Raw genomic sequence first — 14,027 nt, 5'->3', positions numbered from 1 at the left:
GCGCAGGGCCCTCCTCGAAATTTCCCGGGCAACATGGCTCACCTCGCACGCGCTTCGGGGTGCGGCAGTTCGAAGTCCCGGGCGCAGGACAACAGGCGCGCCAGCGGAACGGTAAGGCCGTGCAGCATGACGGAGCGCGTCCAACCCTCGGGCGATCGCTCCACCGGAACGGAAAGGCTATCCAGGTCGTAGATGTTCGATATGGCGGTGAAGCGCCCACCCTCCGCAGAGAGTTCACGCGGGCTGCCGGCATCCTTGCGAATGTCGGGCCATGGGATGCTGGGGGTCAGCAGGATATCAACCCGGGCGGTACGGGCCAGGTCGAAGATTCGTTTCCGTTGGCCGGCTAGCCGGCGCCGGGCCGCGGCGGCTTCTCGCGGTTCTATTGTCTCGCCCGCCCGCATCACGCGATAGACGGCCGGACTGTAGATTTCGGGATGCTCCGCCATCAGGGGCTTGTGGAACAGCCAATTTTCGAAGCTCATTACAAAGAAGAAATCGTCCTGGGCGTCCTGCGTCTGCCACATGGGTGTCGACACCACTTGGTAGCCCATTTTTCCAAGGCGAGACGCGCACGACCTCAAGGCCGCCGCCGCCGCCGGAGCGACATTGGCCCATGAGATGTCCGGAATGCCGATCGTCGGCCGATCCTTGTCGCAGGTAGCCCTGTCATTTGGCTCGGCATGCAAGGACGGGCATCTCGCCAGGATCAACGCGATGTCGGCCGCGCTGCGCGCGATCAGGCCGGTGCTTTGTCCCGACAATGAGCCGTTGATCTGGCCGTCATCGGAAATCGAGCCCTTTCTGGGCCGTAACCCGGCAACGCCTGCCAAGGCTGCGGGATGCCTGATGGAGCCTCCGGCGTCGCTTCCCAGTGCCAGCCGCGTGAAGCCGGCTGCAACGGCAACCGCACCACCGACCGTCGACCCGCCGGCGAAGTACTCCTTTCCACGAATGGCTTCCGTCGGTGCTGGCCCGGCGCTCGAACAGAACTGATTTGTCGCCTGTTTCGCCACTATGACCGCGCCGGCATCCTGAAGTGCGGTCACTGCCGGGCTCTGCGGCAACTGAAGGATTTGCCCGATATCTCCCAGCGTACCTGCCTTTGTCGGCAGTCCCGAAACGGCAATCGTATCCTTCACCCCTACAGGGAGTCCAAACAGGCCCGGCCTCGACTTGGGATCTGGCAGCGATCCGATGCGATCGAGCTCGGAGCTCAGCCATTCCCAACTTGGCTCGCACAAGGACTGATGGGTGGCATCCCGGCGTTCGATTTCAGCGAACAGCATCGCATAGCGCTCGCGCAGTCGTTCCGGTTGAGCGGCGGCCTGTTCCACAAGGGTTTGAAGCGGAGTGTCAAAGAACATCCAGATAATCCCCCAGTTGCTTGCCAGGCGCGATCAATCCGCCAAGCTCCAGCGCTTGCGACCATCGTTTCACCTGATCGAGTTGCAGGGCGCTGGAAGCGGCCCAGAGATCGAGGCTCTGGTGCAGCTCGACAACTGCTAGGAGCCGCTGGGGACTGGAATGCGGAAAGAAGGGGGCCACGGTGCGGGCGATCGTCGCCGCCGTCTCGCCCTGCAGCCATTTCTGGCTGCGGTCCAGCGCCGTGGTGAACCGCTCCACGAGTTCGCGCTTCCGTTCGAGGTTCTGCCGGTCCGCCATGTAGACGCTCCATGGCAGGCGGCCGGCCTTTCGGCTCACGGGCAAGGCTATCCGCAGGTCGTCACGCAGGGCTGTATCGCCATCAATGAAAAGGACATCGCCGACGCCACGAACGAACTCGCTGATCGCATCTTCCGCCGTGTAGCCGAAGATCAGCTTGACGTTTCCGAGGGAGAGGCCGCTCTTGGCCAGCGCATAGGTGAATGCGGCCCACGCCGTGGGTGCGTGGCCGGGATAGACGACGATGACCTTGTCCCGTAAATCGGACCATTGCAGATCGCATGGGCAGTTGGCCCGCTGGGCCAGCACGTGGCGCGTCTGCTGATTGCTCTGCGCCACGATGACGGGGGTCACACCCGTTTCGGCCAACCTGACGCCATACAGGCAGGTGCCCAGCAGAAGGTCGACGTCGCCGCGATTGATGGCCCCGACGGTGCCTTCGAAAGTGCCGTCGCTCTTGTAGAACTCAAGCTGAATCGACTGCTCCGAGAAGAGCCCAGTCAAGATCCCCGCATATTGCGGAGCATACATAACATCTTGGGCGCAAGATATCCTCAGGAGGTCCACGGCTCATCCCGTCTCGTTTGCTTTGAAGATTGCTTGGATGGCGCCAAGCAAGGTGCGCCTTGTGATCTCAGATCAGCAAAAGGCCGCGAGCGCCGATACCAGGGCGTCCGGTCCTGCCAACTGTCGCCACATCGGGTTGCCCCGATGTGGCGACAGTCGTCTTGCAGTCTCGGGAGAGAGACGCCTGTAAGCTGCAAGTTAGTTGACGCGAACACTCCACCGAGATCGTGCCCGGCCGTTACGGCGCTTGTCGGTTGGGACCGTGGTCATCGCCGCGATCTGACGCTTGACGTCAGTCGATCGCGCCCAGGTTGCCAGCCGGCTCCGGCTGGTTCACCACAATGTCATCGATGATGACGTCCGGGTAGCCATAGTGCTCGGCGATGGCATTGAGGGTTCCCTCTGCCTTCGTCGCCTTCAGGGCGACTTCAATCGCTTTGGTCAGTTCCGTTTCGGCCTTCAGTACGCCGAAACCGCCATTGGCCAGCTTCCATCCGCGCGGGCTGTTGTCAGGCTTGATGATGCGGAATTGACCGCCGTTCTCCTTGCTGTTGACGACGGTCGTTGCCGAAACGAGGCCGGTGATCTCGGTGTCCACAGACCCGCTCTTGACTGCAAGCAGAGCGGCATTGGGATCGGGGAATGTCCTGACCTCGATCTTGCCTTTCCCAGCCTGTTCGCATTTCGGCTGCAGCTTTTCCTCCACCCACGGACCGAACACATCGCCATTGATCCGGCTCACCGACTTGCCGCACAGATCCATGAGGCCATTGATCGACTTGTCGCTGTCGCGTGCGAGAATGACGAGGCCCAATGTCGTATAGTTGATGAAGTTGAGAATCTCTTCGCGCTTCTTGTTGTCGCCCATGCCAGCCGCGATCACGTCGGCCTTGCCGGCCTGGAGGCTGGGTATGACCCCTTCGAACTTGATGTTGTCGAAGGTGATTTTCACACCCATCTTGGCGGCGACGGTCTTGACCACGTCAATTTCAATGCCCGTCAGTTCGTTCTTGTCGTCGAAAAACATCCAAGGCGCATAGGGCGCCGATACGACGAGGCGAAGCGAGCCGTTGAACTTGGCCGGCACGAGCGCTGCGGCTTCCTTGTCCTTGGTGATCGTCTTGCCCAGAACGACTTGATCCGTGTCCGATTGGGCGAGTGCGGTGCCGCCATAGGCAGCGCACGCAAAGGCGGCAGCAGCGAACGAGGCAAGCAGTCTTCTCTTGATATGCATGCTTGTACCTTTCTGTTGGGCGTTCAAAGGAGCCTACGTAGAAATTCCCGGGTGCGTTCATGCTGCGGATCGAGCAGGACCTTCCCCGGTAGCCCCTGCTCGACAATCTCGCCGTCAGCCATGAAGACCACGCGGTCGCATACCTCCCGTGCGAACCCGATTTCATGGGTGACGACGATCATTGTCATTCCTTCCTGCGCCAGCGTGCGCATGACCTCGAGCACGTCGCCGACCAGTTCAGGATCGAGCGCGCTGGTCGGCTCATCGAAGAGCATCACGCGAGGCTTCATGGCCAGGGCACGAGCGATTGCTATGCGCTGTTGCTGACCGCCGGACAGTTGCAAAGGGTAGTGATCGGCCCAGTCGCCGAGGCCGACGAGGTTCAGCAAACGCCTGGCTTGCTGCTCCACCTCGGGACGAGGGAGCTTCAAGACGCGGATCGGTCCTTCCATGATGTTTTCGAGGGCGGTCATGTGCTGGAACAGGTTGAAGCCCTGAAACACCATTCCGATGCTGCGTCGCTGATGGGAGAGGATCTTGTCGGATGCCTCGTGCAACTCGCCATTCTTCAGGACGTAACCGACCGGCTCACCGGCAACCAGGACGCATCCGCTATCCTGGCCCTCCAGATGGTTCATGCAGCGGAGCAACGTGCTCTTTCCGGAGCCGCTCGGTCCGATCAGCGCAACAACCTCGCCCTCGGCGACGTCGAGATTGATGCGCTTGAGGACAACTTTGTTACCGTAGGACTTGGTGAGGGTCCTGACGCTGACGAGAGGCTGCGCAGCCATGGGGTCAACTCCTTCCGCCAGTTGGGGTCACGCTGCGCAGCCGCATGTTCCAAAGGCGGCTCTGCTGACGGCGGACACGCGGACGAGCCACGGACTGCCCGAACCGTCGCTCGAGCCATGATTGCGGGATGGTCAGGAGGGAGACCAGGATCAGGTACCAGATACTGGCCACGATCAGCAGGGGGATGATCTGGAACGTTTGCGAATAGACGTTCTGCAGATTGGTCATGAGGTCGTTGCCGGCTATGACGGAGACCAGCGACGTGCCCTTCAGCATGGCGATCACCTCATTGCCCATCGGGGGAATGATCACCCTCAGCGCCTGCGGCATCACGACTCGTCGAAATGCCTGGAACCGCGTCATGCCGACGGATCTCGCGGCCTCGACCTGCCCCCTCGGCACGGAGAGGATGCCGCTTCGGACGATTTCCGCCGAATAGGCGGCCGCGTTGAGCGACAATGCCAGTATTGCGGCGACCATCGGGGTGACTACGTCTGAGGTCGGAACCGAGAAGAGGGTGCCGATGCCCGGCAGGCTCAGCGAGATATCCGGCGTGAAGATGCCGAGATAGCCCCAGAAAATGAGCTGTACGAGAAGCGGCGTGCCTCTGAAGATGGAAATGTACAGCCGCGCCAGGCTTGACAGCACGATGTTGTCCGAAAGGTGCATGATGGCGAGCAGAATTGCACCGGCAATGCCGGCCACCATCGATACGGCCGTCAGGTAGAGTGTGACACCCACACCTCTGAGCGTCACATCCTTGAAGAGATATTCCAGGATGACCGCCCGATCGACGACCGGGTTCTCCAGGAACCGCCACAACAAGAATGCAAAAATGGCAACACAGAAGACTGCGGCCACCGGAGTCCACGGCTGGGGGCGAGGGATTAGCGGTGCATCGTCGGGCAAGGTTGGGATTTCCCACCCTTGCAGAGGCATGACGCCATCGACCGCTGCGGCCTCGGGACAATCTCTCATTGAGGGTTGCCGCCGCTTCGTCATGCGAAGCTCCACACGACCGCCGCAGGCGCTCCCGAAGATGTCGAGCTACTCAGCCCGTCATCCAGCGTTGTCGTCGACAGCTGGGCTATTTTTGCGCACCTGCATCGACCGCCCGACGATCGCCGGCCCGCCATTGCTTGCGCTCCGCCGACAGCTCCCAGGGAGCATTGCTGCATCACGACCCTCCCAGTCGATGTTGCAAGTTGTCGACCAGATTGGTAACGCGACATGTCTAGACATGTCAACGGTATTGTTCACAATGATGGATACAATGAATTGAATGCTGTGCAATTGATCCGGGCGCTGCAGGTCGCCGACCTGCCAGACCTCGCGTGAACTTGTCAGACTTTTAGCGCCAAAATCGCCACAATTGGCCTTTTTGCGGTTCTCTGCGGTCCGAGTCGAAATTGACGCCGAAGATGTATCGTATACATCGATGTACATCATAATGTGGAAATCCAGGTCATGAGCGCCTGATTTCCAACGTGCCCGCCGGTACCGGACAGATGAACTGCCGGTCGAAGGTCGGCACGGCTGACTAGGGGATCGGAGGCGCGCCCGAGCCGATGACCGGGAGCTACTCCCGCGCATATGGAACGCCGAGCCTGGCCGGCTGGCCCGACCTGAAGCGCAGGCCCATGAGCAAGCCGATCGATGCGATGTAGGGCAACGCCAGGAGCAGTTGGTGAGGCACCTGCGCTCCAACCACCTGCAGATGCGTGGCCAGCGATTCCAGGAATGCGAAGGCCGTCACCGCGATCAGAACGCCCCTCGGCTTCCAGTTGCCGGCTATCAGCGCGACGACGACGATCCAGCCACGCCCCGCGGTGAAGTCGGCGAGGAAGCGGTCGGAGAAACCGAGCATGAGAAAACCGCCGCCGAGACCGGTCATGGCACTACCTAGCATCACTGCGGCGTATTGCCTGGCCGAGACGCTCAATCCCTTGACATCGAGCGCCTTGGGGTTTTCCCCGAGGCAGCGCAGTTCCAGCCCGTAGCGGCTGCGGTAGAGCAGGAACCACACCGCCGGCACGGCAATCAGCGCGAGATAGGTGAGCGCCCGCTGCGAAAACAGCACCGGGCCGACGAAGGGGATGTCGGAAAGCAGTGGTATCGCCACATCCTGAAAGCCGGAAAAGGTCGGCTGGGCGCGGCCCTGGATGTAGCCCTGGAACCAGTAGAGCGTGAGACCGCCCGCAAGCAGGTTGAGGCCGAGGCCGGCAATGAAGTGGTCGACACGCAGCGTCGCCGTCATGAAGGCGATGACGATACCCATCAACGCCCCGGCGACGATGGCGGCAAGCACCGCCAGCCAGAGAGAGCCGGTCGCAGTGGCGACGAGATAGGCAGCAAAGGCGCCGGTCAGCATGGTGCCCTCCACGCCCATGTTCCAGATGCCGGCACGCTGGGTGATGAGTTCGCCCATCGAGGAGAACAACAGCGGCGTCATGATGCGGATTGTGGAGGCAAGGAGGCTGACGATGATCGCTTCCTGGAACAGCTGGCTCATTGGACGGCAACCTTCATCACGACACGGTAGCGCGCCATGACGCCGGCGCAGAGGAAGAAAAACAGAGTGATGCCCTGCATGGCGGGCACGAGCGAGGCCGGCACGTCGCCGAGCACACGCATGTAGACAGCGCCGCTCGCCAGCCCGCCAAAGAACAGGCCCGCGAACACAGTGCCTATTGGGCTCAGGCCGCCGATCATGCCCACGATGATGCCGGCATAGCCGAGGCCGAGCAGGTTGTCGGCGCGCAGCCGATGGGCAACGCCGAACAGTTCGATTGCACCGGCAAGAGCCGCGAGCGCGGCACTCGCCACCATGATCACGGTGACGGTGCGTCCGATATTGACGCCCTTGTGGCGCAACGCTTCGGGGTTGTAGCCGAGGCCACGGATCTCGTAGCCGAGCGGCGTGCGAGACATCACCAGCGCGCAGATGGCGGCGGCAAGGAGAGGCAGGAGCACGCCGGCATGCAGGCGGCTGCTGCCGAACAGCGCCGGCAGAAAGGCCTCCTCAGGCAGCATAGGCGACTGTTGATAGGAGATGGTGCCGCCCGTCTCGCCCCAGGGACCACCCTGCAGCAGCCAGGACAGCAGATAGACCACGAGATAGTTGAGCATCACCGTCGAGATGATCTCGTTCACAGCGAAGCGGTTCCTGAGCACCGCGGCGATCCATCCAAGCCCCATGCCCGCGGCCATGCCGAAGGCGAGCACGCCGGGGAAGAACAGCAGCGGCGGCAGGCCGGCAAGCAGCTGCGCCCCGAGATAGCCGCCCATGGCGCCGGCCAAGACCTGCCCCTCCTGGCCGATGCTCCATATCTGGGCGCGGAACGCGATGACGGTGGCAAGCCCGGTGAGGATCAGCGGCGTCGCCTTGACCAGGGTAGTCGCCAGAGCCTTGGGTGAACCCGCAGCGCCCTGCAGCAGGGCAGCGAAGACCTGCAGGACATCCGCGCCCGTTGTTGCAATCAGCGCTGCCGAGGCGGCAAGGCCGGCGGCGACGGCCATGGCGAAGGAGACTGCGGTCCAGAGCGCGTTCGCCTCTGTCCTGCGTTCGAAGCGGATCATGCCGAAACCCTTTCCTTGCTGGCCGCAGCCTCGTTGCGGCGGCCGGCCATCATGACGCCGACTTCGGCGACCGTGGTCGCCCTCGGATCGACGATGCCCATGATCTCGCCCTTGAACATCACGGCGATGCGGTCGGCGAGGTTGAACAGGTCGCTCAGTTCCTCCGACGCGAGCACGATGGCGAAGCCCTCGGCGCGCTTCTTCAGGAGTTGCGTCTGCACATATTCGATGACGCCGACATCAAGCCCGCGCGTCGGCTGGTTGGCGAGCACGAGGCCAGAGGCGTGCAGGAATTCGCGGGCGATGATGATCTTCTGGGCGTTGCCGCCGGAGAGCTTGCCGGCGGCCACCTGCTCGTCGCGGGTGGCGATCTGGTACTCGGCGATCATCTCCCGCGCCAGCCCGCCGATTGCCTGGCGGTCCATCAACGGGCCGTTGCGGTATTTGGGGCTGCGCTGCCAGCCGAGCACCACATTCTCGGCGACGCTGAATTCGGGCACCAGCCCTTCGCGGAACCGATCGTCGGGAATATGCCCGACGCCGCGATCCATCATAGAGCGGGGTGACATGCCCGCCACTTCCTCGCCCTTGAATCGGATCGAGCCTGCCGCTGGCCTGCGAACACCGCACAGCACCTCGAACAGTTCCTTCTGGCCGTTGCCGGCAACGCCTGCGATGCCAAGGATCTCGTGCCGCGCGACCGAGAACGACACGTCCTTCAGCACCGGATCGCCCCAGAAGCCGCGCGCAGACAGGCCTTCGACGGCCAGCACGGTCTCGCCCGGCTCCAGTTCGGGCTTGGTGACGGTGAAGGAAACGTCGCGGCCGACCATCAGCCTTGCCAGCTCATCCGGTGTCGTGTCCGGCGTATCGAGCGTCGCCACCACCTTGCCCTTGCGCAGCACGGTCACCCTGTCCGACTGCATGACCTCAACCAGCTTGTGGGTGATGAGGATGATCGACATGCCGCGGGCGCACATCTTGCGGACGATGTCGAACAGGATGCGCGACTCGCCCGGCGTCAGCACCGCCGTCGGCTCGTCGAGGATCAGGATCTGCGCATCGAGATAGAGCGTCTTGAGGATCTCGACCCATTGCTGCCGGCCGACCGGTAGCTCCCAGACATAGGCGTCGAGATCGAGGTCGATACCGTAGCCGTCACAGATCGCCTTGAGTTTCTGCCGCGCCTCGGCGGCATTCAGCCGCCAGCCCGAGCGCTGGGTGCCGACGATGATGTTCTCGAGCACGGTGAATTCCGGCACCAGCACGAAATGCTGGTGCACCATGCCGATGCCATGGCGGATCGCGTCCATGGGCGAGGCGATGTGAACCGGCTGGTCGCGGAGCAGAATCTCGCCCTTGTCGGGGCGATAGAAACCGAAGATGCAGGACGAAAGCGTCGACTTGCCGGCACCGTTTTCGCCGAACAGGCAGTGAATCTCGCCGGGGCGAAGGTCGAAGTCGACATTGTCGTTGGCGGTGACCCCGGCGAAACGCTTGGTCAGGCCCTCGACACGCAAGGCAGTGGACATGGCAGGCACCGATTATCGAGTGAGCTAAGGCCGCGGCAGGCGGAAACGCCCGTCGCGGCCGGGCTGTCAGGACCGAACTATTTGGCCTTGGGGTCGGAGGCGTCGATCGGCACTTCGAAGCTGCCGGCCATGATCTTGGCCTTGAGGTCCTCGATCTCGGCCTGGACATCCTCCGGCATCTTCGCCTGGAGTTCGGGATTAGGCGCGAGAGCCGAGCCGCCGTCCTTCATGCCAAACCAGCGCTTCTCAGTGTTGCCGGCATAGGGCTTGCCCTCGGCTTTGTGCGCCCACCATTCGTCGACGATCCAGCGGACATCGGGATCCCATTGCGCCACTGCGCTCGACAGCACCGTCGAAGGCGAAAATGCCTTCTGGTCCTGGAAATTGCCGAAGCACAGGATCTTGGCTTCCTCGCAGGGCTTGAAGTTGCCGGTGAGCTGGAAGATCAGGTCGGCGCCGGTGGCGATCTGCGCGTTGGTGTATTCGCCGGCCTTTGCCGGATCGTACCAGGACTCGATGAAGGCGACGCTGCGCTCGACCGCCGGGTTGGCCGCCTTGGCGCCGGCGAAGAAGGCATTGATCTCGTCATTGACGTCGTCGGCCGGAAAGGTTCCCACCGCGCCGAGCTTGTTCGACTTGGAGAGCTTTCCCGCAGCATAGCCGAGCAGATAGGCCGGCTCATGCACGCGCTTGTAGACCCAGTACTGGTTGCCCCCGAGCCCCTCGTTGCCGGACCCCACGACCACGAACAGGATTTCGGGAAACTCCTCGCGCAGCTTCTTGACCTGGTCGGAATAGGTGCTGTGGGCCCAGATGATGTCGTATTCGCCGCTTTCGGCGAACAGCCGCATGGCGTCGCCGGCATCGTCGCCCCACAGCGGATCGGTGTATTTCCAGGTGATTTCGAGCCCGTGCGGCTTAGCGGCCTTCGCACGTTCGAGCGCCTCGATCAGTGTGCCGTCCCAGGCATTGTCGATGCCGGCCGACAGGATGACTGCGATATTGAGCTTGTCCGGTTCGGCTGCCGCCGACCGTTCAGAGCTGCCTGCGATGGCAGCGACGGCGAGCATCGCCAGCACCGCCAGCCTTCTGGCGAGATATGCGAACATAGGATTGTACCTTTCCCTCTGGTGTCATTGTCTGGGTTGCATCCCGTCTGTTCTTGTTGTCAGCCAGCCGCCTCTCCCGGGCGGCTTCATTTCAGTTTCCGGCGTGCACCTCCTCCGGCTCGGCCAGCAGGCGGTCGATCTCCTTCGACCATTCCGCGCGCCAGTCGCGCCTGGTGCTGTCGTCGAGCCAGGCCGCATCGAGCGAGTTTAGCGCCAGCCTTGCCAGCGTCCCGCGATCGAGCGACATGGTTTCGGCAAGCAGCCGATATTCCTTGGCGAGGTCGGTCTGCAGCATCGGCGGATCGTCGGTGTCGACGACGAGCTTGAGACCGGCGTCGAGCATCGTCCTGATCGGATGGTCGACGTCCGTGAGGTCGCGCCAATGGGTCAGGATGACCGTGGAACTCGGGCAGACGGTGAAGGCGATGTCCTCGGCGACGCACCGCGCCACAAGCTTCGGGTCTTCCATCACGCGATAGCCGTGATCGATGCGCTCCACATGGAGCAGGTCGAGCGCGTCGCGCACATTGGCAGCGGGACCGCCTTCGCCTGCATGGGCGGTGAGCCGCATGCCGGCCTTCCTTGCCTTGTCGTAGACCGGCTTGAAGGGAGCCGGCGGGAACGGCTCCTCGTCATAGTCGAGGCCGATGCCTATCACCTTTTCCGAACGGAACGGCAGCACCAGATCGACAAATTCGAAACTGCGGTCGAGGCTGAGCTCTCGGTTAATCGCGGGGATCAGCCGCGACACCAGGCCGAAGTCCTTTTCGGCATCGTCCATCGCCTCGATGATGCCCGAAAACATCGTCTCGTAGCTGATGCCGGCATCCTGATGCACCTGAGGGCTGAAGAAGAACTCGACATAGCGGCCGCCGGCATTGGCGACATGCTCGAGCGCCTCGTAGGTTATGAGGTGGAAGTCGTCGGCATCGACGACCGAGCGCGCGACGAGATCGTAGATTTGCAGGAAGTCGACCAGGTTGTCGTAGCGATAGAGATCTTCGATGTCCTGGAAGGCAGGCAGCGGGACATTGTTCTTGCGCGCCAGCTTGAGAAAGGTCTGCGCCTTCACCGCGCCGGCGAGATGCAGATGCAGCTCGGCCTTGGGCAGTGCGCGCACGAATTGTTCCAGATCCATCTTGTTCCCCTTGGTGGCTTCTTCTTGTCCGGGGCACCTGCCCCGCCGGTCGCTGCCTGGTCGTCGCTTGGTCTCGCGTCCGCTTCCTCCCTGCCGCTAGAGATCCAGCACCAGTTCGGCGCTTCGCGCTCGCGAGCAGCACGGCGTCATGTGGTCGACACGCTGCTTGTCAGTCAGCACCAGGTCGCGATGATCGGGCTCCCCCAAGATGACCCGGGTCACGCATGTGCCGCAGATGCCTTGTTCGCAGGACACCGGTATGTCGATGCCGTTCTCGCTCAGCACCTCGACGATGCTGCGCCCCGGCGCCACCTCGAAGCTGCGGCCTTCGCGCGCGAGCCGGACGGTGAACGGCTGGTCGCCAGATGATGGCTTCGGGGCGGTGTTGGCGAAATACTCGCGATGCACCGCCTCCGCCGGCCACGCAGGCTTCGCCCTGGCGATGACGGCATCGAGGAAGCCGGACGGACCGCAGGCATAGAGATGCGCGCCCTCGGGCCGGCGTGCGAGCAACCTGTCCAGATCCAGCAGTTGCGCAGTCGGGCCATCGTCGAGGTGGAACCGCACCTTGTCGGCAAACAGCGTGGTCTCGATCTCATTGCGAAAAGCCATGCGGCCGGCGCTGCGCGCGCAGTAATGGAACTCAAAATCTTGCCCAAGGGCCGAAAGTCTGTGAGCCATGGCCAGGATCGGCGTGACGCCGATGCCTCCCGCCAGCAACAGCGAGAACGGCGCCGTCTCGTCGAGCGCGAAGGCGTTGCGCGGGAGGCTTGTCTCGATGAGGTCGCCGGCATTCAGCCGGTCGTGCACGCAGGCCGACCCGCCGCGTCCGCCGGGCTCGCGCAGAACCCCGATCGCGTAGCGGTGGCGCTCGCGCGGGTCGTTGCGCAGCGAATATTGCCGCGTGAACCTGCCGGGCAGGTAGAGGTCGATGTGCGAGCCGGCCGTGAAGGCCGGCAGTTCGGTACCGTCCGGCGAGACAAGGTCAAGGGCGGCGATACCCTCTGCGCAGATCCGCTTGCTTGCGATGTGCAGGCGCAGTCTCGCGTTGGCTTTTGCCGCAGGGGCGGGCACGAGCCCGGTCGTCGGAACGGCCATGGTCAAGACGCACGCTCCCACTGCTGCGTTGCCCGGCTTGGCTGCGCGCCGGATCGAACGGACGCCAGATAGCCGGGGAATGGGTTTTCAAACCGGACGGACATGGTCACTTCCTGATGTCTCCAGTTGCGATGGCGGCGCGCGATCAACTCGCAATGGGCGCGCCGAGGCCGAACCTGCGGACGAGCCCGCGGCGATATTCGAGCGACATCCGGTCCGACGGCACATGGATCTCCTCGGTGAGGTCGAGCGGCAGGTCCTCCGGGTGCTGCTCCTCCACCATCGGCTTGTCCTCGTCGTTGATGAGCAGGGCGTCCTTGATCCAGTAGTCTGCGTCCGGATCGCCGGTTGTGTCGGTCATCAGCTGGAAGATGCGTGTTTCACGCGCCGACACCGGGCAGACCGTGTCGGCGAAGTAGACGACATAGTCGGAACCCTGCGGCGCGATCTTGATCAGCGTCGAGAACGGATAGGTCAGCTCATAAGTGTAGACCACGTCACGCTCGTCACCCCCGACCCCGTCGTCGAAGCGGTTGAAGCCTTCGTGGTAGGGCAGTTCGAAGCGCAGGCCGTAATCGGTCTGCTCGACATCGTAGGGCGGGATCGGATCGGCCGTGCTGCCGCCGAAGCTCTGGGTATGCACCCAGGGGAAATGGGCGACATCGTTGAAATTCTCGACATGACGGCTCGCCGCCGCGTACCAGGTGCCCTCCGGTACATATACCTTCCTGAGATCGGGATTCGAAATGCCTTCCCATTCCGGGAGCTGCCATGTCGCCTTGCCCTTGAGGCATGCCCAGACGATGCCGTAGCGCTCGAGCGAGGCATAGGTTTCGAGCCTGAGCTTGGGCGGGATGCGGCCTTCGGAGTTAGCGATCGACGGGATCTTCGAGCAGGCGCCGTCATGTCCGAAATGCAGCCCGTGCATCGGGCAGACGATCTGGTCGTCGGCCATCCAGCCCGCACTGATGCGCGTGCCGCGATGCGGGCAGAGGTCGCGCGCCACCGTGATGCCGGCCGACGTCCGGTAGATCACCAGGTCGACGTCGAGCAGTTTTGCACGCACCGGCTTGTCGGCGATGTCGTGGGCGAAAGCGACGGGATGCCAGAAGGAAGCGAGGATGTGCCAGTCGCCGGCAGCGAAGGTGCAGCCGCGCGGAAGGTCGTTTCTGGTCTTGGAATGATCGGCTGGCAGAAACACGTTTTCCCTCCCGAAGATGCGTCTTGCTGGCTTGTCCGAGCTGAACCTCTCGGTCGTGCCCGGTGATGGAGAGAGTATTCCGCAGCCCCCATTTTCGCGGAATGCCTCCAGC

12 protein-coding genes are annotated in these 14,027 nt (G+C 63.0%); all 12 read right to left on the bottom strand.

What is annotated here, in order from left to right; translation table 11 throughout:
• Positions 1-38 precede the first annotated feature (38 nt).
• The 12 genes from AmiPiv_RS08550 to AmiPiv_RS08495 all read right to left on the bottom strand — a co-directional run bounded on the left by AmiPiv_RS08550 (position 39) and on the right by AmiPiv_RS08495 (position 13,915).
• Complete coding sequence (locus tag AmiPiv_RS08550; RefSeq protein ID WP_340036950.1) at positions 39-1,367, bottom strand: amidase family protein; 1,329 nt, start codon at positions 1,365-1,367, stop codon at positions 39-41.
• Positions 1,357-2,169 (bottom strand): hypothetical protein, encoded by an 813-nt coding sequence (locus AmiPiv_RS08545; protein WP_340036949.1) that lies wholly within the window; start codon positions 2,167-2,169, stop codon positions 1,357-1,359. The genes AmiPiv_RS08550 and AmiPiv_RS08545 overlap by 11 nt, the downstream gene beginning before the upstream one ends.
• A 355-nt stretch (positions 2,170-2,524) precedes the next feature.
• The gene (locus AmiPiv_RS08540; protein ID WP_340036948.1) at positions 2,525-3,493 is read right to left on the bottom strand and encodes a transporter substrate-binding domain-containing protein; all 969 of its coding nucleotides are present in this window, start codon (positions 3,491-3,493) and stop codon (positions 2,525-2,527) included.
• Positions 3,490-4,257 (bottom strand): amino acid ABC transporter ATP-binding protein, encoded by a 768-nt coding sequence (locus tag AmiPiv_RS08535; RefSeq protein WP_340036947.1) that lies wholly within the window; start codon positions 4,255-4,257, stop codon positions 3,490-3,492. Before AmiPiv_RS08535 ends, AmiPiv_RS08540 begins: the two co-directional genes overlap by 4 nt.
• Positions 4,258-4,261: 4 nt before the next feature.
• Positions 4,262-5,260 carry an amino acid ABC transporter permease gene (locus tag AmiPiv_RS08530; RefSeq protein ID WP_340036946.1) on the bottom strand — a complete coding sequence of 333 codons (999 nt, stop codon included), beginning with the start codon at positions 5,258-5,260 and terminating at the stop codon, positions 4,262-4,264.
• A 577-nt stretch (positions 5,261-5,837) separates the two neighbouring features.
• A complete protein-coding gene (locus tag AmiPiv_RS08525) occupies positions 5,838-6,770 on the bottom strand; it encodes an ABC transporter permease (protein WP_340036945.1) in 933 nt (310 codons plus the stop codon).
• Positions 6,767-7,837: an ABC transporter permease gene (locus AmiPiv_RS08520; RefSeq protein WP_340036944.1), complete on the bottom strand. Its 1,071-nt coding sequence runs from the start codon at positions 7,835-7,837 to the stop codon at positions 6,767-6,769. The genes AmiPiv_RS08525 and AmiPiv_RS08520 overlap by 4 nt, the downstream gene beginning before the upstream one ends.
• Positions 7,834-9,369, bottom strand: a complete 1,536-nt coding sequence (locus AmiPiv_RS08515; RefSeq protein ID WP_340036943.1) for an ABC transporter ATP-binding protein — start codon at positions 9,367-9,369, stop codon at positions 7,834-7,836. The genes AmiPiv_RS08520 and AmiPiv_RS08515 overlap by 4 nt, the downstream gene beginning before the upstream one ends.
• 77 nt (positions 9,370-9,446) lie before the next feature.
• Complete coding sequence (locus AmiPiv_RS08510) at positions 9,447-10,478, bottom strand: BMP family lipoprotein (protein ID WP_340036942.1); 1,032 nt, start codon at positions 10,476-10,478, stop codon at positions 9,447-9,449.
• Between the two features lie 91 nt (positions 10,479-10,569).
• On the bottom strand, positions 10,570-11,616 hold the full coding sequence (gene add / locus AmiPiv_RS08505) for an adenosine deaminase (RefSeq protein ID WP_340036940.1): 1,047 nt from the start codon (positions 11,614-11,616) through the stop codon (positions 10,570-10,572).
• Positions 11,617-11,712: 96 nt separating this feature from the next.
• Positions 11,713-12,714: a PDR/VanB family oxidoreductase gene (locus tag AmiPiv_RS08500; RefSeq protein ID WP_340037305.1), complete on the bottom strand. Its 1,002-nt coding sequence runs from the start codon at positions 12,712-12,714 to the stop codon at positions 11,713-11,715.
• 145 nt (positions 12,715-12,859) lie between these two features.
• Positions 12,860-13,915, bottom strand: coding sequence for an aromatic ring-hydroxylating oxygenase subunit alpha (locus tag AmiPiv_RS08495; RefSeq protein ID WP_340036939.1), 1,056 nt, complete (start codon positions 13,913-13,915; stop codon positions 12,860-12,862).
• Positions 13,916-14,027: the final 112 nt, after the last annotated feature.

This window comes from Aminobacter sp. Piv2-1, assembly GCF_037625995.1.
In the GTDB taxonomy this organism is placed as follows: Bacteria; Pseudomonadota; Alphaproteobacteria; order Rhizobiales; family Rhizobiaceae; genus Aminobacter.
This window is presented reverse-complemented; position numbering and strand designations above follow the sequence as displayed.